Below are 19974 nucleotides of genomic sequence, written 5' to 3' on the forward strand. Positions count from 1 at the left end.
GCCCTCCCGTCGGGGGCGGGCCGCCGGCCGCCACCCGCTACGGAGCGTTTTGCCTCCGGCCCGCGGCTGTGTGTACAGTGAAGGCACACCGACGCGGGGTGGAGCAGCTCGGTAGCTCGCTGGGCTCATAACCCAGAGGTCGCAGGTTCAAATCCTGTCCCCGCTACTGAACGACGAGGGCCCGCAGCCACGAAGGCTGCGGGCCCTCGTCGTCGTTCCGCGCACCGGGCGCGGCGCGGTGGTCGCGGTGGGCGGCCGCGGCCCGAAGTGATCTTCGCAATTCCTTCACATCGAGGGCCCTTCACGGCGCCGCCCGCAACCGCTTCCAGGCCGATGTGACGCGCGTCCCGCGGCACGGACGGCCCCGGGTTCCCGGCGCGGAAGATCGTCGACCAGTTATCTCCCCCAGGACATTCGGCGTTCATGTTGGCGTGGACGGCCGTCCGCCTTAGGCCCCCACAGTGTGTGACGCGGCGAACATACTCGCGAAGCGCGATGTCGGGCACGGCCAAGCTTTGGGGGGCCAGGGTATGGCGAGGGGGCGCTTCCTGATCATCTGTCGGCAGGGGCCGACGGGGACGGAAGAACACGGTACCGGTGAGCCGGGAGGCGCCGCGGCCGAACAGCAGGAGGACGAGGGGGATCCGGTCGGATCACCGGCCGCGGCCGGCGCCGACTGCGGCGCCGGAGACCGCTGCTGGTACAGCTGGCGGCTGGTCTCCCCGAACAACCGCGAGCTGGGGCGGAGCCTGGACGAGTACCCGGACTACGCCGCCTGCACCGCCGCCGTCGCCCAGTTACAGGCCGGCGCACCGCGGCTGAGGCCGGCCAGCTGGCTGCACACCGGCAGCGGGCTGTGGGCCTGGGAGGTGCTCCTGGACGGCCGCCCGGTGGCCGTCTGCGGACGCGGCTACCTCCGGGAACGCGACTGCGCCTACAACCTCACCAACTTCCTGAACGCCCTGGACGGCGCCGACGTCACCCCCGGCTGCCGCCGGGTGCGGCGCGACCCGCCGGGCCGGCCCATCCCCCGCGAAGCCGAACCGCCCACCCCCCAGCCGGCCGCGCCCACCACCGGCCGCCGGGGGAGCACCGCGCCGCCGGCCGGCCGCCCCGGCCCACGCGGCCCCCTGGGAGGCGACCGCCCCCGACGCGGCCCCTTCGGACCACCGCAACCTCCATCGGCAGGCACCTCATGAGTGAGCACAGCAGACACCCGGGCCGGCGCCCCGCGCCCCGGCCCGAACGGGGCGGGAGGCGGCCGTGAGCAGCATCGCCGCACCCCCGCCCGGCGCGGCCGCGGCCCCGCCACCCTCGCCGGCCCCGGCGCCCCGGCCGGAGAAGGGCGTCCGCCCGCGCAGCGCCCGCGACCTCGCCGACCGCTTCTTCCGCGGCGGCGCCCGGGGCGCGGGCGTGACCGTTCTGGCGATCATGGTCGCGGTCGGCCTCTTCCTCAGCCTCCAGGCCACGGACGCCGTCCGCGAGGCCGGCTGGTCCTTCTTCACCACCGAGGAGTGGGCGCCCGGCGCCGGCGGCTTCGGCATCGCCGCCGTGCTCTTCGGCACCGTGATGATCGCCCTGGTGGCCATCACCATCGCGGTGCCGCTGGCGCTCGGCACGGCCCTGTACATCTCCGAGTACGCCCCGCGCGGCCTGAAGCAGACCCTGGTCAACGCCGTCGACCTGATGGCCGCCGTGCCCTCGGTCGTCTACGGCCTGTGGGGGCTGTTCCTGCTTCAGCCCTACCTGATGGTCGAGGGGGAACAGGGCAACGGCATCCCCCGCTGGCTGTCCACCTGGTTCGGCTGGATCCCGATCTTCCGGGTGGACGGCGTGAACCGGGACGACCCGCTGTCCACCGCCAGCGTCTACACCTCCTCCACCCTGATCGCGGGCATCGTCGTGGCGATGATGGTCACCCCGATCGCCTGCTCGGTGATGCGCGAGGTGTTCGACCAGGCGCCGATCGGCGAACGGGAGGGCGCCTACGCGCTCGGCGCCACCCGCTGGGGCATGATCCGCGCCGTCGTGCTGCCGTTCGGCCGCGGCGGCATCATCGGCGGCACCATGCTCGGCCTCGGCCGGGCCCTGGGCGAGACCATCGGCGTCTACATGATCATCTCGCCGATCTTCGAGGTCCAGTGGCAGATCCTGGAGAACGGGGCCATCTCCATCTCCTCGCTCATCGCCCTGCGGTACGGCGACGCGAGCCCGTTCGGCATGTCGGCCCTGATGGCCGCCGGCATGACGCTCTTCCTGGTGACCCTCGTGGTGAACTTCACCGCCTCCACCATCGTGGCGCGCAGCCGCTCCGGCGCCGAGAGCGAGGTCTGACGATGACCACCGAGCAGATCTCCGACCGCCGGGCCGCCGCCGTCCACCCCACGGCCCCCGCCCAGCCGGCACCGGCCACGGCCCGGGCCACGGCTGCGACCACCCGCCGCACGGTCCTCCCGGCGGTGGACCGCCCGCACGACGCGCCCGCCGCGCCGCCGACCCGCCGCGCCACCGGCGGCCTGGACCGCGACGACCTGATCCTGCGCCTCGGCTCCGCGGCCGCCTCCCTCTCGCTCACCGCGCTGCTCTTCGGCCGGATCCTGCCCTTCGACGGCTGGCAGGGCTTCCTCGTCGTCGCCGGACTGCTCTTCCTCGGCATCTACGCCGTGCTGGTGATGCAGGAGGAGGACGGTCCGGCCGTCCGCGACCGGGTGATGGCCGCCGTCATCCAGGCGATCGCCGCCGTGCTGTTGATCTGCCTCGGCATGGTGATCGTCTTCACCGTGGCACGGGGCTGGGAGGCGCTCTCCCACCTGAACTTCTTCACCCAGGACATGGGCCCGGCCGGACCGCTGGACCCGCTCTCCGTGGGCGGCATCCAGCACGCCATCGTCGGCACGCTGATCCAGATCTCCATCGCCCTGGCCATCACCATCCCGCTCGGCATCACCTGCGCCGTCTTCCTCGGCGAGGTCGGGGGACGGTTCGCCCGCTTCGTCCGCACCATCGCGGAGGCCATGACCGCGCTGCCCTCCATCGTGGCCGGCCTGTTCGTCTACGCCCTCTTCATCACCACCCTCGGCCTGGAACGCTCCGGCCTGGCCGCCTCCATGGCGATCACGGTGATGATGCTCCCGATCGTCATCCGGGCCGCGGACGTCGTCCTGCGGCTCGTCCCGGGCAACCTGCGCGAGGCCTCGCTGGCCCTCGGCGCCTCCCAGTGGCGGACCGTCTGGCACGTCGTGCTGCCCACCGCCCGCTCCGGCCTGACCACCTCGGTGATCCTCGGCACGGCCCGCGGCGTGGGCGAGACCTCCCCGGTGCTGCTCACCGCCGGCTCCAGCCTCGTGCTCAACCTCGACCCGGCCCGCAACCCGATGATCTCCCTGCCGCTGGCCGCCTACGAGTTCACCCGCTCCCCCGAGCCGACGATGATCGCCCGCGGCTTCGGGACGGCGGCCACCCTCATGGTGCTGGTGCTGGTGCTCTTCGTGTTCGCCCGCATCCTCGGCGGCCGGGGCGCCGGTCAGCTGAGCCGGCGGCAGCAGCGCCGCGCGGCCCGCGCCTCGCAACGCGACGTCGAACGCTTCCGGCTGCGCGGCCAGGCACCCGCCTCGCCGTCACGCCCCGCGGCCGCTCCGGCCGATCGCTGAACCACCCGTCAGACATGGAGAAAGCCCTGATGTCCCCCAACCGTCCGGGCGGTCGCCGGAGCCGGTGGACCGCCCTGCTCGCCCTGCTCACCAGCTGGTGCGTGCTCGCGCCGGCCGGCACGGCCGCGGCGGCCACCCAGGACTACACCCGGATCAGCGGCTCCGGGTCCACCTGGAGCCAGAACGCGCTCGACCAGTGGCGCCGCAACGTCCAGCAGTACGGCATGACCGTCGACTACGCCGGTGTCGGCTCCAGCCAGGGCCGTCAGCAGTTCCTCAACGGCTCGGTGGACTTCGCGGTCTCCGAGATCCCCTTCGTCACCCAGCCCGAGTTCCCGGGCGAGGCGGTCGAGCGCCCGGAGCGCGGAACCTACGCCTACATGCCGATCGTGGCCGGCGGCACCGCCTTCATGTACAACCTCAAGATCGGCGGGCAGCAGGTGACCAACCTGCGGCTGTCCGGCGAGGTCCTGGCCAAGATCTTCACGGGCGCCATCACCACCTGGGCCGACCCGGCGATCCAGGAGGACAACCCCGGGCTGCGGATGCCCAACCGCCGGATCGTCCCGGTGTACCGCTCGGAGGGCTCCGGCACCACCGCCCAGTTCACCAAGTGGATGGCCTCGGAACACCCGGACGTCTGGGGCGACTTCTGCGAGCGGCTGGGCCGCGACAACTGCGGTTTCACCTCCTACTACCCGCAGGTCCCCGGCGGCGTGGGCCAGAACGGCTCCACCGGCGTGGCGGGCTACGTCCGCCAGGCGCACAGCGAGGGAGCCATCACCTACGTCGAGTACTCCTACGCCGTCAACGCCGGCTTCCCGGTGGCGAAGGTGCTCAACCGGGCCGGCTACTACGTCGAGCCCACCGCCCAGTCGGTCGCCGTCGGCCTGCTCCAGGCGGAGGTCGAGGAGAACCCGAACTCCCCGGACTACCTGACGCAGCAGCTGGAGGGCGTCTACCGGGACGACGACCCGCGCACCTACCCGCTGTCCTCCTACAGCTACATGATCCTGCCCACCACGGTCCGGGGCATCTTCACCGAGGAGAAGGGCTACACCCTCAGCTCCTTCGCCAACTGGTTCCTGTGCCAGGGGCAGCAGCAGGCCGAGGAACTCGGCTACTCGCCGCTGCCGATCAACCTGGTGGAGGCCGCCATGGAGCAGGTGCGGCGGATCCCCGGCGCGGTGCAGGAGGACATCAACATCCGCAACTGCAACAACCCGACCTTCTCCCCCGACGGCACCAACACGCTGGCGCGCAACGCGCCGCAGCCGGCGGCCTGCGACCGGCAGGGCCCGCAGCAGTGCACCGACGGCACCGGCGGCAACCGCACCCCGACCCGGCCGAGCGGCAACGCCTCCGGCAGCGGCGGCGGCGGCGGTTCGAACGGCTCGGGCAGCGGCGGCGGCGCCGGTGACACCGGTTCCGGCACCACGGGCGGCTCGGGCGCGGCCACCGGCGGCAACGGGGGCTCCGGCACGACCGGCGGCTCCGCCGACTCGGGCGGTTCGGCGGACGGCGGCTCCTCGGAGGGCGGCGACGGCGGAGGCAGCGCCACCACCGGCGGCCCGACCGACCAGGCCAGCGGCCCCGTCTACGACCCGGACACCGGCTCCTACGTCGACGACTCCGCCGGCGTCACCGGCGGCGCCGGCACCGGACAGATCGTGCTGGCCACCCCCACCTCCCTGGAGACGGCCGGCGGCTGGAGCACCCGGCACACCCTCATGGTCCTCGCCGCGGCCCTCATGCTCGCGGTCATCGTCGCCCCGCCGGCGGTGTCCCGCTGGCTGGCGCGCAGGGGAGGCCGGGCATGACGACCACCACGCACCCGCGGACCCGGACCACCGGACGGCGCCGCACGCCCCGGGCGGCCGGCCGGGCGCTCAGCGCCGTCGGCGCCGTCCTGCTGCTGCTCTCCGGAGCCGGCCTGGCCGTGACGACGCCGCCCGCCCTGGCCGACGAGGCCGCACCGGGCGGGCCCACCGAGTCGGCCATGACGCTGAACGGCCCCGCCGGCACCGAGTTCGAGGACCTGTCGGTCACCGTCAGCAAGACCGAGGACCTCATCAACGAGGCCATCACCGTCAGCTGGACCGGCGGCGCCGAGACCCGCGGCCCCGGCATCAAGCCGATGGGCGTCAACTACCTCCAGATCATGCAGTGCTGGGGGGACAGCCCGCAGGGGCCGGAGCGCGACCAGTGCCAGTGGGGCAGCTCCGAGGACCTCACCGGCGGCGACAAGGCGTGGCTGCGGGACATCACCCGCCACCGGAACTCCCCCGGGGTGGCCTCCGACCCGCTGGAGGAGTACTACACCGAGGGACCACTGGCCGGGCAGCTGCGGGCCGGTGTGGGCGGCATCAGCTACGGCTCCGCCGAGGCGGACGCGGACCCGGGCACCGTGCCCAACGTCACCCCGCAGGTGCGCTTCCGCCCCGCCTCCGGCGCCGAGCCCTCGCTGAGCAGCTACACCAACCCCTACTACAACCGGAACACCACCAACGAGATCGCCTTCGGCCGGACCGCGGCCGACGGCACCGGCCTGGAGCACTTCGAGGTCCAGACCGACCGTGAGGCCACCGGACTCGGCTGCGGCGAGGAGATCAGCGCGCCCGGCGGCGGCACCACGCCCCGGAACTGCTGGCTGGTGGTCGTGCCGCGCGGCGAGCACGAGGTCGACGGCACGTACATGGCCGGAGATGAGCCCTCCAGCATCCTGCACAGCTCTCCGCTGTCGCTGTCGAACTGGCAGCACCGCCTGGTCTTCCCGCTGTCCTTCCGATCGGTCGAGTCGGCCTGCGAACTCGGCGCCGACGAGCGGCGGATGACCGGCAGCGAGCTGGTCGCCGAGGCGACCGTCTCCTGGCAGGCGCACATGTGCCGCACCACCGACACCGTGTACGGCTACACCAGCAACGCCGACGGGGTCGCCCGCTCCACCCTGGCCAGCACCTCGGACAGCGCGCCCGGCATGGCGTTCGCCACCGAACCCCTGGACCCGGCCATGCTCCCCGAGGGCCAGCGGGTCTCCTACGCGCCGGTCGCCCTGTCCGGCGCCACCGTCGCCTTCAACATCGTGGTGAACCCCGCGCTGGGCGCCTCCGAGGAGATCACCGCGCGCCGCGGCCAGTACATGGAGCGGATGCGGCTCACCCCACGGCTCGTGGCCAAGCTGCTCACCCAGTTCTACCGCAGCTCCTCGCCCGGGGGCAGCGACTACCTGCGCGGCAACCCGGAACACCTCTTCGCCGACCCGGAGTTCCAGGCGATCAACCCGCACTTCGCCGGGCTCACCGGTCACGACGGGGCCGCCGACATGGTCGTCTCCATCGCCCGCACCGACGCGGTGACCGCCCTGTGGCGCTGGATCGACGCCGACCCGGACGCCCGCGCCTGGCTGGACGGCGAGCCCGACCCCGCAGGCTACGTCGTCAACCCGACCTACCTGGAGATGGCGCTGCCGCAGGACGGCATCCCCAAGAACGACCCCGGCTGCCAGCCGAGGACGGACCTCATCCCCATCCCGCTCTGCCTGAGCAACTGGTCCGCCTACGTGGACGACTTCCGCGAGGCCGCCTACTACGCCCGCCGCGGCGACAACAACCGGAACGCCTCCTGGGAGCCCCAGCCGCCCCAGCGGTGGAAGGCCATGGGCCCGCAGGCCCGCGACAAGCACCTGGTCATCACCTTCACCGACACCGCCTCCGCGCACCGCTACGGCCTGCAGACGGCGGAGCTGCTCAACGCCGCCGGCGAGTACGTGGCGCCCACCGAGGAGTCCCTGCGCGCCGGGGTGGCCGCGATGGTCGACTCGCCCGTGCCCGGGGTCAGGCAGGTGGATCCGGAGGCGGAGGCGGAGGGCGCCTACCCGCTCACCATGCTCACCTACGCGGGCGTCAACCGCACCCGTCTCGACGACCGGACCCGTGGCGAGTACGCGGACTTCCTGGAGTACGCGGTGGGGGACGGGCAGGTGCCCGGCGTGCGGGAGGGGCAGCTGCCGCCCGGCTACGTGCCGCTGCCCGAGGCGGAGGTCGAACAGGCCATGGCCACCGTGGAGTGCCTGCGCGACGAGGACGCCTGCCCGGATCCGGTCGAGCCCGGCGGCGACCCCACTCCGGGCGACGGCTCGCCGCCCCCCGGGACCGGCGGCTCCTCCCCGGCCGGCGGCGGCGACGGCGGAGCCGCACCCCAGTCGGTCGGCGGCGCCGGCGCCGGTACCACCGGCGGCACCGGCGGGGGATCGACCGGCGCGGGCGGCGGTGACGGCGCGGCGGCCGGTGGCGGCTCCCCGTCGCCCTCCACCGCGCCGGCCGCCACCGGCCCGGACGGCGGCGAGGGCGGGACGACGGCCGCCACCACCGTGGCGCAGACCCCGGCGAACCCCCTCGGCCGACTGCGGCTGGCGCTGTGGATCTGCGCGGTCACCGGCGCGCTCGCCGTCGTGGCCGGCCCCATACTCACCCGGCTCGCCCGGGAGACGGCGAGCGGAACGCTCGCGGCGGCCGAACGTCCAGGCCCCCGATCCGCCGCCGCACCGAGTTGACGCACAGCGCGGAATAAGAAAGAGAAAAAGAGACCGGCAGCTGACATCTGGCGTTCATGTTGGCGTGGATCCGGGTTGACGGAGTCCGCACAGAGTGAAGATGTGCGGATCGGAAAGGTCGGTTCGCGCGAAAATGACGCGGATATCGCGTCATTGCCGAGCACATTCGTCGAGCACTTTCATCTCCACCCGGAGGATCGAAAATGCGTAACAAGCTCGTCGCCACCCTCGCGGCCGGTGCCGCCGCCCTGACCCTGGCCGTCGGCACGGCCGGCACCGCCACCGCCGACCCGACCGGCTACCGTCCGGTGGCCGGCGTGGGTTCGGACACCACCCAGGACGTCCTGAACGCCCTCGGCACCGTCGTGGGTGGCGGCACCGTGATCGGCTCCTACAACGCGACCGGCTCCGCCACGATCGACACCAAGTCCGCCGCGGCCTGCCAGGACCTGCCCCGCCCGAACGGCTCCAGCGCCGGCATCGACGCGCTGATCGCCGACACCGCCGGGTGCCTCGACTTCGCCCGCTCCTCCCGCGGCGTGGCGACCGCCGGCACCAACCTGACCTTCATCCCCTTCGCCACCGACCGCGTCACCTACATCAAGGGCAGCGGCGTCTCCTCCAGCCTGACCACGGCGCAGCTGACCTCCATCTACGACAACGCCTGCACCAGCGGCTACACCGTCTACCTGCCGCAGGCGGGTTCCGGTACCCGTTCCTTCTGGCTCTCCTCCCTCGGCCTGACCGAGGCGCAGGTGGAGACCACCTCCGAGGGCACCGGCTGCGTCGTCGACACCGTCCAGGAGCACGACGGCACCGTCGTGACCCAGGCCAACGGCATCGCGCCGTTCTCCCGGGCGCAGTGGACCGCGCAGAGCAACAGCTCCCAGACCGGTGTCGCCGACCGTCGCGGCACGGGCACCTCGCTCGGCAGCATCACCTTCTCCCGCCCCGTCTACAACGTCGTCAAGACCAACCGCCTGGGTGAGACCACGATCCGCAACACCTTCGTGGGCTCCTCCTCGGCGGTCTGCACGGCGATCGCCTCCGACCCGTACGTCGCCCTGTTCGGCTTCACCGCCCGGGCCGACTGCGGCAGCGTCGCGACCACCGGCAACCGCTGAGTCGCCAGCGTCCGATGAGCACGGGGCGGCCCGGAACACCAGGGCCGCCCCGTGCCCCTGGCGTTTTCCGCCGCACTCCGGACGGAAATTCGCCGATCGCCCGCGACCACGCGGAACGGCGGCCGCCGTGTGGAAGGTCGGTTATATCCGCTCCTACGAAACGAGAGTGACCACCGCACTATGAGAACAGATTCCATTCGCGCTTTCCGGCGCCTGACGGCGTTGTCGCTGGCGCTGCTCCTCGGCTCCGCCGGGATGGTCGCGCTCGGGTCGCGGGCGGCCGCCGAGACCCCGGACGCCGTCACCTTCACGGTCACCGAGGGAGACTTCGATACCAACATCGAGACCCGGATCCAGGGAAGCTGCCCGGAGGGCAGCACCCAGCTCGCCGTGGAACTCGACATCCCCGACGCCATCCCCCTGGCCCGGCAGCTCTTCACGGTCGCCCTGGGTGGCATGGACCTGGCCAACCTGGACTTCGCCGCGCCGGACCCGAACACCCCGGTCAACCTGGCGGCCGGCGCGGACTGGCGGGGCGAACTGGACGGCACCTTCGACGTCCTGGTCCGCTGCACGCAGCTGGTGTTCTCGCCGGACGGCCCGCCTCGCCTGGAGGTCACCAAGGACTGGGAGGTGACCAACCGGATGCGGATCGACACGACCGTGCACCAGGACCAGAGCATCACCGGCGTCTTCGAGATCCTCACCGAGCGGGAGGTCACCGCCACCACCGTCACGGCGCAGGCCGAGCCGACCACCGTCCTCGCCGGGGACCCCTTCACGGTCACCGCCACCGTCGAGCCGGCGGAGGTGCCCGGAACCTTCTTCCTGGACGGCGCCACGGAGGGCGTGGCCGCCGTGGACGGCGCCGCCACCTTCGACATGCGGGCCCAGGTCATGGCACCGGGCGAGGACTCCATGGAGCAGACGGTCGAGATCGACTTCGTGCCGGACGACCTCGCCGCCTACGGGCCCTCCTCCGGCACGGTCACGGTGACGGTCACGCGCCGCCCGCAGACCTACACCGTGGTCGACGCCGACGGCACGGACCTCGGCACCGAACCCCGGCTCGAGCAGGGCCAGCGGGTCACCGTCACCGCGAACGGCTTCGTGGCCGAGTCCGAGGTGGACGTGCGGATCGACGCCGTCACCGAGCGCATCGGCACCGCGACCGCCGACGCGGACGGCGCCGCGGCGTTCGAGTACACCGTCCCGACCGACCTGTCGCTCCAGCGGCACGAACTGACCTTCGCCACCGACGTGCACTCCGTCACCGTGCCCTTCGTCGTGGTGGCCCCCGGCAGCGGCAACGACGACCAGGGCAACGACAACCAGGGTGGCGACAACGAGGGCAGCGAGAACGAGGGCGGCGACAACCAGGGCAACGACGACGAGGGCAACGAGAACGAGGGCGGCGACAGCAGCGGCACCGACAGCAGCGGCACCGACGGCAGCGCCAGCGGCAGCACCGGGACGGCCGGCAGCACCGGCAACACCGTTCAGCCGCAGACCACCGGCGGCACCGGGAGCTCCACCTCCGGCTCCGCGACCGGCGGCAGCGGCGGCGGCGCACTCGCCAACACCGGCACCTCGATGACCCCGGTGGGCATCGGCGCGCTGCTGCTCGTGGCCTTCGGCGCGGCGTTCGTCTTCCACTCCCGCCGCATGGGGACGTGGCCGTCGGCCCTCGGCGCCGGCCGTGACTGACCCCGCGCCGCGTCGCCCCTGACGACGCACGCGCGCCACCGCCCCTCCGGCCCGTGCCGCCCGGTGTCCCCGGGCGGCACGGGCGGCGGCGTTCCGTCCCGACTCCCGAACCCGCTCAAGACCCGACCCCCGGGGGACAGCTCCATGACTCTCACCACCCCGCCGCCGGCGGCGGCCAGACCCCCGGCCGCCGCACCCGTCCCCGCGCCGCCCAGGGCACCGGCGCCCGCCCCGCCCACCGCGCCGAAGGGGCCCGCGCACGGCACGCAGCCACCGCCAGCCGTCCGCGGCCACCTGGCCCTCTACCTCCCGGGCACGGCGCTCACCATTCTCGGGGCGCTGCTGATCGGCTTCGTGGCCCACCTCACCGTGGTCTCCGGCCTCCAGCACAACCGGGACCAGCAGCTCGCCTGGGCCGACTTCCGATTCGAGCTGGCCGCCGGCATCGCCCCGGTCTCCCAGCAGGACTTCGACGGAAAGCTGGTGCCGGTCGGCACGGCGGTCGCGGTCATCGAGATCCCGCAGATCGGCGTGCGCGAGGTCGTCTTCGAGGGCACCGACGGCGCCACCCTGCGCTCCGGCCCCGGCCACCGGCGGGACACCACGTTCCCCGGCCAGCCCGGGATGTCCACCCTGATGGGGCGCCACGACGCCTACGGCGGCCCGTTCAACCGCATCGAGGAGCTGCGGGCCGGCGACGCCTTCACCGTCACCACCGGCCAGGGCGAGCACACCTACGAGGTGATCGGGGTGCGCCGCGCCGGGGACCCGGTGCCCGCCCCGCCGGAGCAGGGCGCCGGCCGGCTCACCCTCATCACCGCCGAGGTGGACACCCCCTTCGTGCCCGAGGACGCGCTGTACGTGGACGCCGACCTCACCAGCGCGGTCATGGAGACGTCGGGCCAGCTGATCCAGCCGGGCTCGGCCCCCGAGGAAGAGGACGCGCTCGCCACCGACACCGGCGGGATGTGGGCGCTGGTGCTGTGGCTCCAGGCGCTCGTGCTGGCGGCCGTGGCGGTGGTCTGGCTGCACCGGCGCCGTGGCGCCACCCAGGCGTGGCTCATCGGCGTGCCCGTGCTCCTCGCGCTCGGCCTGACCGTCGCCGACTCCGCCGCCCTGCTGCTGCCCAACCTGCTCTGACCCGCCCCCGCCGGCCGCCACCCGGCCGGCGGTCGGGCGCCGCTCGACGACGAGGAAGACGCCACATGACCAGTCCCGCTCAGCACAGCCCCGCCGCCTCCGTGCCGGTCTCGCCCGCGGCCGAGACCGCCGTCCTCCCGGCGGTGGCCCCGGCCGCCCCGGCGAAGCAGGACGCCCCCGCGCCGGCCGTCGGGATCCCGCGGCCGGCCGACGCCCAGGCGTCCCAGGCCGCCACGCTGGACGCCCGGGAGATCTCCGCCTGGTTCGGTGACCGCAAGGTGCTGGACCGGGTCTCGCTCACCATGCCCGCGGGCCGGGTGACCGCGCTGATCGGCCCGTCCGGGTGCGGCAAGTCCACGTTCCTGCGGATCCTCAACCGGATGCACGAGATGATCCCGTCGGCCACGCTGGCCGGCGAGGTGCTGATCGACGGCGAGGACATCTACGACCCGTCGCGCCGGATCACCCAGGCCCGCCGGCAGATCGGCATGGTCTTCCAGAAGCCGAACCCGTTCCCGGCGATGTCGATCTACGACAACGTGCTCGCCGGGCTGAAGATGACCGGCGTGCGCGCCGACCGGGACACCAAGGACGCCCTGGTGGAGGAGTGCCTGGCCAAGGCGGGGCTGTGGAAGGAGGTGGCCGGGCGGCTCCGGCAGCCCGGCGGGGCGCTCTCCGGCGGCCAGCAGCAGCGGCTGTGCATCGCCCGCTCGCTGGCGGTGCGGCCGCGGGTGCTGCTGATGGACGAGCCCTGCTCGGCGCTGGACCCGACCTCCACCCGGCGCATCGAGCAGACCATCGCGGAGCTGTCCAGCGAGGTCACCATCGTGATCGTGACGCACAACATGCAGCAGGCCAACCGGGTCTCCGACCAGTGCGCGTTCTTCCTGGCGGAGCAGGGCACCCCGGGCGTGATCGTGGAGCACGGGCCCACGGACGCGATGTTCAACGACCCCGCGGACCCGCGCACCGCGGACTACGTGAACGGACGCTTCGGGTGATTCCCGACGTCGCCCACGCCCCGTGTCCCCGCGCCGGCACGTCGCCGCGCGGGGGTACGGCGGCGGGGTGCTAGACTGGAATTACGACGCGGGGTGGAGCAGCTCGGTAGCTCGCTGGGCTCATAACCCAGAGGTCGCAGGTTCAAATCCTGTCCCCGCTACGAGAGACGTTGGGCCGGTAACCCTGATCACGGTTACCGGCCCAACGTCGTTCCGGCCTCCTGCCGTTCTGGTCTTCCGCCCGTCTCCCTTGCCCCGTTCTGCCCTTTCCCTTCTGCCTTCCCCTGCTGTTCCCTCCCTCCCTCCTTCCTGTCCCCGCCCTGCTTGCCTGTCCCCCCGCTCTCCCGCCCCGCCGGCCGTCCCGCGCCGGCCGAGGCCGGAGTTATCCACAGGCCGCACATGGGGGGCTGCGCTCGGTTGCCACCCCGTGGGATCCTGAGAAAGGGGGTCCCCCCAGACCAATGGCCGGTTCCTCGGCTTGACGGTGGCATGTTCCTGGCGGAGCGCCGCGGCCGTGGCGTGGCCCCGACGGCCGACCTCCGGCGCGGCGCCGCAGCCGGGGGGTGGCGCGGCGGGGATACCGATTTGCGGTCGCTCGGGTGGCATGGGGTAGAGTCGGTATCACCGACGCGGGGTGGAGCAGCTCGGTAGCTCGCTGGGCTCATAACCCAGAGGTCGCAGGTTCAAATCCTGTCCCCGCTACCACGTCAGTAGGGCCCGGTCCTGGTATCCAGGACCGGGCCCTACTGCATTCGGGCCCGTGCTCCCCGCCGGGGGAGTGAAATCCGCACCGATAAGCGTATGAATGCCTCCAGATCGGTCTACACGTCGGAGTGGGGCGACCTCGGACGGTGATGAGGTCGCCTGGCCGGACCCGTCCTCGCCACCGGGGGCAACCGACTGGAGGAAGACACATGGTTACCAACCGACGCCGCACAGACGGGCGTGGCCGCACCCTCGCCGCCGCCACGGCGGCGGTCCTGCTGGGTGTGGGCGTCGCGGCGACGCCCGTGGTGGCCGCGTCCGACGACGAGGAACGTCCCGCGGCCTCGCGGCCGACTCGGGACACCAACGCGGTGATCTCCGAGAACGGCGAGACGGAGGTCATCACCGACCCGAACGATCCGCGCGTCACGGAGCTGATGGGGCGGCTGGAGCAGCAGCTGAGCGGGCTGGACAACTCCCTGAACGGAATCGTCGCCCATCTGTGGGGGCTGGGCGGCGGCGCGGAGACCGCGCACTCCGACCAGCCGCTGATCCCCGACCTCACCACCCTGCTGGACGAGGTGGTCCAGGACACCGGTCGGCCGGCCTGGCCGGCCGACCACGGCGGGGGTGCCGGGCAGGCCGGCCCGGAGACGTGGGACGGCGACCCCTCGGGGCCGGCGTCGACGGGCGGGACGTCCGGCGACTGTCCCGGGGGCGAGGCCGACGACCCGCTCGCCTCCACGCTGCCCGGTTCCTCCGGCTCGTCCGGTTCGTCGGGCCCGCTCGGTTCCGCCGGCCTCGTTCCGGCCGGCACCGAGGACGGCGTGCCCGGCCCGGACGCCCTGAGCTCCGGGCCGGCCGGGACGGGGTCCGAGGTCGACGAGTGGTGCGACCTGACCCCCGAGGAGCAGGCGATGGTGCTCGAGATCCTCACCTCGGTGTTCGACTCGCTCGGCATGTCGGAGCTGCTGCCTAGGCTGGCCGAGCAGCCACCGGCCGCACCAGCGGGTCGGTAGCCGGGTCGGTGGCGGCTCCCGGGCAACCCTGTTGTGTCGACAAATCGTCATAGACGGGGTTGTGGCGCGCCGGACACGCATTCCCACCTTCGGGTGAAGGCGTGGTCGACGCGCCGGCCCCGTGATCACCTCCCGTAGTGCCGCGGCAGCGGACTGACTCGTCATCAGGTGTCTGTCACACCACCGGGACGAGACGGTGACAGTACGGGAACGGTGGAGCGGTGCTGCTGAAGAGGCGTTTGGGATACTTACATGTCGGGAAGTCGATAAACCTCCGAAGAGACACCGCGTGTTGCGGGATACGAGGTGTACTCGGGTGGCATTCGGTGCCACGATGGACATATGGGGGTAGATGTGGAGTCGGGCGACGTGCGCCGGGCCCGCGGGGAGGCCCGTGCGCGGCGTGCGGCCGCCGCGCGGGCCGGGGCCGTACGCACCCCTGCCCGGGATGACGAGGAGACAACCGACAACATCCGACACACCACTGACGACCGGTCGGGCGGCGGCACGAGCGGGGTCCGGCCCACTCCGGCCGGGCTCCAGCAGAGCGCCGGGGACCGGACCGAGCGCCCGGCCACGGAGCCGGTCGCGGGCTCGGCCGACGCCCGGGCCGACGCCGCCGGGAAGGCCCGGCGGGCCGAGCGGCGCGCGCAGTCCGGGCTGCCCGGCCAGCGGCGCGCCCCCCTCGGGGCGGACGCCGACGGCCGCTGGGGCGCGGACGACCGCGGCTACGACCCGGCCGACCTCGACCCGGAGCCGGCCGTCGCCGGCCCCGCCCGAGGCGACGCCTCCCGCGGCGGCGCCCGCGAGGATGCCGACGACACCGGCCGGCGGCCGCTCCTGGGCTTCCCGCGCCGGCTGCGCGGCGTGCGCCGGATCGCCGAGCACCTCTCCGTCGTGCCCGACCAGGGCGGACGGCTGACCGACGACGACCTCGACGACCCGCTGGTCGGCCCGCCGGCCACCGGCACGGGCGGGCACGGCTCCGCCGGGACGGGCTTCGGCGACGGCTCCGGCGGCGAGCACGCCGACGGGCCGGAGACGGTCTCCGGCGAGGAGGGCGAGCCCGGCGCGGCCGGCCGCGCCTCCGGCTCCTTCGAGGAGGAGCTGGCCGCCCGTGAGGAGGAAGCCCTCCAGGCCCGCTACCGCGCCGGCGCCGAACGCGGCGACCGGCACGCGACCAGCATGCTCGGCGCCCTGCTGCTGCGCCGCGGCCGGCTGGAGGAGGCCGAGCCGCACCTGCGGCGCGCCGCCGCCGCCGGTTCCCGGGCCGCCGCGAACAACCTGGGCGTGCTGCTGTACCGGCGCGGGCGTGCCGACGAGGCCGCCGAGTGGTGGCGCTCGGCCGCCGTGGCCGGCAGCGCCGCCGCCGCGCACGCGCTCGGCGGGCACCTGCGCGAGCGCGGCGACGACGCCGGGGCCGAGTACTGGCTGCGGGCCGCGGCCGAGCAGGGGCACGAGCGCGGCGCCTTCGCCTACGCCGACCTGCTGGAGCACCGTCGCGACGTGCGCGCGGAGCGCTGGTTCCGGCGTGCCGCCGAGGGCGGCCACCGGGAGGCGGCGTTCCGGCTGGCCCGCACCCTGGAGGCGCGGGGCGACGCGGACGCGCAGTCCTGGTACCGGCAGGCCGCCGCGCGCGGGCACCGCCGTGCCGCGCTGCGGCTGGCCGTGCTGCTGGAGCAGCGCGGCCAGGTCGAGCAGGCGGTGCACTGGTACCGGGAGGCGGCCCGGGCGGGGGAGACCCGTGCCGCGCGGGCGCTGGGCTTCCTGCTCCAGGAGGCCGGCGACGAGGCGGGTGCCGAGCTGTGGTGGCGCCGTGCCGCCGAGGCCGGGGACGGCAACGCGGCCAACGCCCTGGGCGCGCTGTGCGCCGGGCGCGGCGACGACGAGCGCGCGGAGGAGTGGTACAAGGCGGCGCTGGACGCCGGGGACATCAACGGCGCGTTCAACCTGGGCCTGCTGTGCGGTTCGCAGGGGCGTGCCGGCGCCGCCGAGCAGTGGTTCCGGCGGGCCGCGTACGCCGGGCACGGCGAGGGGGCCAACGCGCTGGCGGTGCTGCTGATGCAGCGCGGCGACTCGGCCGGGGCCGAGCCGTGGTTCTCCCGGTCGGCCGAGGCCGGCAGCGTGGACGCGGCGTTCAACCTGGGCATCCTGCACATGGCGCGCGGCGAGGAGGCCAAGGCCGAGGAGTGGTACGCCCAGGCGGCCGACGCCGGTCACGGCGAGGCCGCGCACCAGCTCGGCCTGATCGCGGAGCGGGAGGGGCGGGTGGAGGACGCCGAGCGGCGCTACCGGCAGGCCGCGGCCGCCGGTTCGGCCGAGGGCGCCTTCCGGCTGGGCGCGCTGCTGGACGGCCGGGAGGGGCAGCGCGCGGAGATGGAGGCGGAGCGGTTCTACCGGCAGGCCGCCGAGGCCGGGCACGACCGGGCACAGGTGCGGGTCGGGGTGCTGGCCGCGCGGCGCGGGGACGAGCGGGCCGCGGAGGGCTGGTACCGGCGGGCCGCGGAGGCCGGCAGCGCGGTGGGCGCGTTCAACCTGGGGTTGCTGCTGGCCCGCGGGGGCAACGAGCGGGAGGCGGCGCTGTGGTACACGGCGGCCGCGGAGAAGGGGCACGGTCGGGCGGCGCTGCGGATGGCGCTGCTGGCCGGGCGCCAGGGGGACCTGCCCCGGGCCGAGCAGTGGTGCGTCCGTGCCACCGACGCCGGCCCGGCGGAGGTCGCCGAGCGGGCCGGTCGTCTGCTGGAGGTGCTCCGGGCGGAGATCACCCGGTCGGCGTGACCGGTGCGGTCAGCCGGTCGGCGGGTGGACTGGTCACCCGCCGACGGGCTGGTCACCCGCCGCCGGCGCACCCGGGGCAGATGCCGCGGTAGGTGATCTCCACGTCGGAGAGCCGGAAGCCGTAGCGCTCGCCCTCGGGCAGCGCGCTGAGCGGGTCGCCGGCCGGGTGGACGTCGCGGATCAGGCCGCAGCTGGAGCAGACCAGGTGCTGGTGCGCGCGGTGCGCGTTGGGGTCGTACCGCTTGGCGCGGCCGTCCGTACCGACCTCCATCACCTCACCCAGGGAGACCATCTCGCCCAGGGTGTTGTAGACGGTGGCGCGGCTGATCTCGGGGAGGCGCTCGACGGCGCGGACGTGTACCTCGTCCGCGGTCAGGTGCACGTGCTCGCCGTCCAGCACCTCCGCGATCACGCGGCGCTGGGCGGTCAGCCTCCATCCGCGTGCGCGCAGTCGCTCCAACAGGTCAGTCATGTAAATGACGGTAGCATTGTCGCTACTTGGACTCAATCCAAATCTCGATGCTATGTGTCACTCTGAGTGGCGTTGACTTGGACTTTGTCCAAGGTAGTATCTGCTGCGGCGTCGTCGGCCGGTCTCGCCGGCAGCGTCCACCCGCCAGCACTCACCCGAGAGTCGATGAGGTCTACATGACTGCCCAGGACGAGTACGCGTCCGGAACGCTCACCACCGAGGCGGGCGCGCCGGTCGCGGACAACCAGAACACCGAGACCGCCGGCGTCGGCGGCCCGCTCCTCTTCCAGGACCAGTACCTGTTCGAGAAGCTGGCCCACTTCAACCGTGAGCGGATTCCGGAGCGCGTGGTGCACGCCCGCGGCGCCGGGGCCTACGGCACGTTCACGGTGACCGGTGACGTGACGAAGTACACCAAGGCCAAGTTCCTGTCGGAGATCGGCAAGCAGACCGAGGTCTTCCTGCGCTTCTCCACCGTGGCCGGCAGCCTGGGCTCGGCGGACGCCGTCCGTGACCCCCGCGGCTTCGCGGTGAAGTTCTACACCGAGGAGGGCAACTACGACCTCGTCGGCAACAACACCCCGGTGTTCTTCATCAAGGACGCCTCGAAGTTCCCCGACTTCATCCACACCCAGAAGCGCGACCCGTACACCGGCTCGCAGGAGGCGGACAACGTCTGGGACTTCTGGGGCCTGTCGCCCGAGTCCACCCACCAGGTGACCTGGCTGCACGGCGACCGCGGCATCCCGGCCAGCTACCGCCACATGGACGGCTTCGGCTCCCACACCTACCAGTGGATGAACGCCGAGGGCGACTACGTCTGGGTGAAGTACCACTTCAAGACCGACCAGGGCATCAAGAACCTCACCGCCGAGGAAGCCGACGTGCTGGCCGGCAAGGACCCGGACTCCCACCAGCGCGACCTGCGCGAGGCCATCGAGCGCGGCGAGTTCCCGTCCTGGACCGTCTCCGTGCAGATCATGACGCCGGAGCAGGCCAAGACCTACCGCTTCAACCCCTTCGACCTCACCAAGGTGTGGTCCCAGAAGGACTTCCCGCGGATCGAGATCGGCAAGCTGGAGCTCAACCGCAACCCGGAGAACATCTTCGCCGAGGTCGAGCAGGCGATCTTCAGCCCCGCGCACTTCGTGCCCGGCATCGGCCCGTCCCCGGACAAGATGCTCCAGGGCCGCCTGTTCGCCTACGCGGACGCCCACCGCTACCGCGTCGGCGTCAACGCCGACCACCTGCCGGTGAACCAGCCGCACGCCACCATCGCCAAGACCCACGGCCGGGACGGCGCGATGTACGACGGCCGGCACGGCCGGGCCAAGAACTACGAGCCGAACAGCTTCGGCGGCCCGTCGCAGACCGGTGAGCGGCTCTGGGCGCAGATCCCGGTCCAGGGCACCGCGGGCAACCACGCCGCCCCGCTGCACGCCGAGGACAACGACTTCGTGCAGGCGGGCAACCTCTACCGGCTGATGTCGGAGGAGGAGAAGGCGCGCCTGATCAACAACCTGGCCAACGCCATCGCCGGTGTCTCCAAGGACCGCGAGGACATCGTCGCCCGGGCGATCAACAACTTCCGCCAGGCCGACGAGGAGTACGGCGCCCGCCTGGAGGCGGCCGTCAAGGAGCGCCGCGCCGGTCTGTGATCCGGTGCTGAGCGGCCGGCACTGACCGCGGGCGGCCAGGTCGCCGCGGTCGGTCCGGCCGCCGCGGCCGACCGGGAACGTCCAGGGCCCCGGGTGGCGGATTCCGATCCGCCACCCGGGGCCCCGTCGTGTGCCTGGAGGCGGCGCCCGGGGCCGCGCGCCCGGTTG

General features: G+C 73.4%; 13 protein-coding genes and 3 tRNA genes. 15 read left to right on the forward strand and 1 reads right to left on the reverse strand.

Translation table 11 applies throughout. The features are described from left to right. Positions 1–92: 92 nt before the first annotated feature. The 14 genes from FHU37_RS16210 to FHU37_RS16275 all read left to right on the forward strand — a co-directional run bounded on the left by FHU37_RS16210 (position 93) and on the right by FHU37_RS16275 (position 17676). A tRNA-Met gene (locus FHU37_RS16210) sits at positions 93–166 on the forward strand. Between the two features lie 364 nt (positions 167–530). Then, complete coding sequence (locus tag FHU37_RS16215) at positions 531–1199, forward strand: hypothetical protein (protein WP_179814890.1); 669 nt, start codon at positions 531–533, stop codon at positions 1197–1199. A gap of 64 nt (positions 1200–1263) precedes the next feature. Beyond that, on the forward strand, positions 1264–2334 hold the full coding sequence (gene pstC, locus FHU37_RS16220; RefSeq protein ID WP_312892634.1) for a phosphate ABC transporter permease subunit PstC: 1071 nt from the start codon (positions 1264–1266) through the stop codon (positions 2332–2334). 2 nt (positions 2335–2336) lie between these two features. After that, the gene (pstA, locus tag FHU37_RS16225; protein ID WP_179814891.1) at positions 2337–3650 is read left to right on the forward strand and encodes a phosphate ABC transporter permease PstA; all 1314 of its coding nucleotides are present in this window, start codon (positions 2337–2339) and stop codon (positions 3648–3650) included. 29 nt (positions 3651–3679) lie between these two features. Then, positions 3680–5470 carry a phosphate ABC transporter substrate-binding protein PstS gene (gene pstS, locus FHU37_RS29040; protein ID WP_179814892.1) on the forward strand — a complete coding sequence of 597 codons (1791 nt, stop codon included), beginning with the start codon at positions 3680–3682 and terminating at the stop codon, positions 5468–5470. Then, positions 5467–8202: a hypothetical protein gene (locus FHU37_RS16235; RefSeq protein ID WP_179814893.1), complete on the forward strand. Its 2736-nt coding sequence runs from the start codon at positions 5467–5469 to the stop codon at positions 8200–8202. The genes pstS and FHU37_RS16235 overlap by 4 nt, the downstream gene beginning before the upstream one ends. 203 nt (positions 8203–8405) lie before the next feature. Then, the gene (locus FHU37_RS16240; protein ID WP_179814894.1) at positions 8406–9326 is read left to right on the forward strand and encodes a type 2 periplasmic-binding domain-containing protein; all 921 of its coding nucleotides are present in this window, start codon (positions 8406–8408) and stop codon (positions 9324–9326) included. 180 nt (positions 9327–9506) lie between these two features. Next, the gene (locus FHU37_RS16245) at positions 9507–11033 is read left to right on the forward strand and encodes a hypothetical protein (protein ID WP_179814895.1); all 1527 of its coding nucleotides are present in this window, start codon (positions 9507–9509) and stop codon (positions 11031–11033) included. Positions 11034–11177: 144 nt separating this feature from the next. Beyond that, positions 11178–12173, forward strand: a complete 996-nt coding sequence (locus FHU37_RS16250; RefSeq protein ID WP_179814896.1) for a sortase — start codon at positions 11178–11180, stop codon at positions 12171–12173. 65 nt (positions 12174–12238) lie between these two features. Further along, positions 12239–13174, forward strand: coding sequence for a phosphate ABC transporter ATP-binding protein (locus FHU37_RS16255; protein ID WP_179814897.1), 936 nt, complete (start codon positions 12239–12241; stop codon positions 13172–13174). Between the two features lie 87 nt (positions 13175–13261). Beyond that, positions 13262–13335 (forward strand) — tRNA-Met (locus FHU37_RS16260). Positions 13336–13802: 467 nt separating this feature from the next. Then, a tRNA-Met gene (locus FHU37_RS16265) sits at positions 13803–13879 on the forward strand. Between the two features lie 209 nt (positions 13880–14088). After that, complete coding sequence (locus tag FHU37_RS16270) at positions 14089–14898, forward strand: hypothetical protein (protein ID WP_179814898.1); 810 nt, start codon at positions 14089–14091, stop codon at positions 14896–14898. A gap of 1107 nt (positions 14899–16005) precedes the next feature. Further along, complete coding sequence (locus FHU37_RS16275) at positions 16006–17676, forward strand: tetratricopeptide repeat protein (protein WP_246450964.1); 1671 nt, start codon at positions 16006–16008, stop codon at positions 17674–17676. A gap of 52 nt (positions 17677–17728) precedes the next feature. Here FHU37_RS16275 and FHU37_RS16280 read toward each other — a convergent pair whose 3' ends face one another. Next, the gene (locus tag FHU37_RS16280) at positions 17729–18148 is read right to left on the reverse strand and encodes a Fur family transcriptional regulator (protein ID WP_179814899.1); all 420 of its coding nucleotides are present in this window, start codon (positions 18146–18148) and stop codon (positions 17729–17731) included. Between the two features lie 176 nt (positions 18149–18324). On the opposite strand from FHU37_RS16280, the gene FHU37_RS16285 reads away from it, so the two are divergent. Continuing rightward, a complete protein-coding gene (locus tag FHU37_RS16285) occupies positions 18325–19806 on the forward strand; it encodes a catalase (RefSeq protein WP_179814900.1) in 1482 nt (493 codons plus the stop codon). Positions 19807–19974: the final 168 nt, after the last annotated feature.

Origin of the sequence: Allostreptomyces psammosilenae, assembly GCF_013407765.1 — a bacterium.
Lineage (GTDB): Bacteria > Actinomycetota > Actinomycetes > Streptomycetales > Streptomycetaceae > Allostreptomyces > Allostreptomyces psammosilenae.

Excerpts from the sequence above, each read along its gene's own strand:
- FHU37_RS16215 (WP_179814890.1), top strand. The coding sequence starts at position 531 with ATGGCGAGGGGGCGCTTCCTGATCATCTGTCGGCAGGGGCCGACGGGG.
- pstA (WP_179814891.1), top strand. The coding sequence starts at position 2,337 with ATGACCACCGAGCAGATCTCCGACCGCCGGGCCGCCGCCGTCCACCCC.
- pstS (WP_179814892.1), top strand. The coding sequence starts at position 3,680 with ATGTCCCCCAACCGTCCGGGCGGTCGCCGGAGCCGGTGGACCGCCCTG.
- FHU37_RS16235 (WP_179814893.1), top strand. The coding sequence starts at position 5,467 with ATGACGACCACCACGCACCCGCGGACCCGGACCACCGGACGGCGCCGC.
- FHU37_RS16240 (WP_179814894.1), top strand. The coding sequence starts at position 8,406 with ATGCGTAACAAGCTCGTCGCCACCCTCGCGGCCGGTGCCGCCGCCCTG.
- FHU37_RS16245 (WP_179814895.1), top strand. The coding sequence starts at position 9,507 with ATGAGAACAGATTCCATTCGCGCTTTCCGGCGCCTGACGGCGTTGTCG.
- FHU37_RS16250 (WP_179814896.1), top strand. The coding sequence starts at position 11,178 with ATGACTCTCACCACCCCGCCGCCGGCGGCGGCCAGACCCCCGGCCGCC.
- FHU37_RS16255 (WP_179814897.1), top strand. The coding sequence starts at position 12,239 with ATGACCAGTCCCGCTCAGCACAGCCCCGCCGCCTCCGTGCCGGTCTCG.
- FHU37_RS16270 (WP_179814898.1), top strand. The coding sequence starts at position 14,089 with ATGGTTACCAACCGACGCCGCACAGACGGGCGTGGCCGCACCCTCGCC.
- FHU37_RS16280 (WP_179814899.1), bottom strand. The coding sequence starts at position 18,148 with ATGACTGACCTGTTGGAGCGACTGCGCGCACGCGGATGGAGGCTGACC.
- FHU37_RS16285 (WP_179814900.1), top strand. The coding sequence starts at position 18,325 with ATGACTGCCCAGGACGAGTACGCGTCCGGAACGCTCACCACCGAGGCG.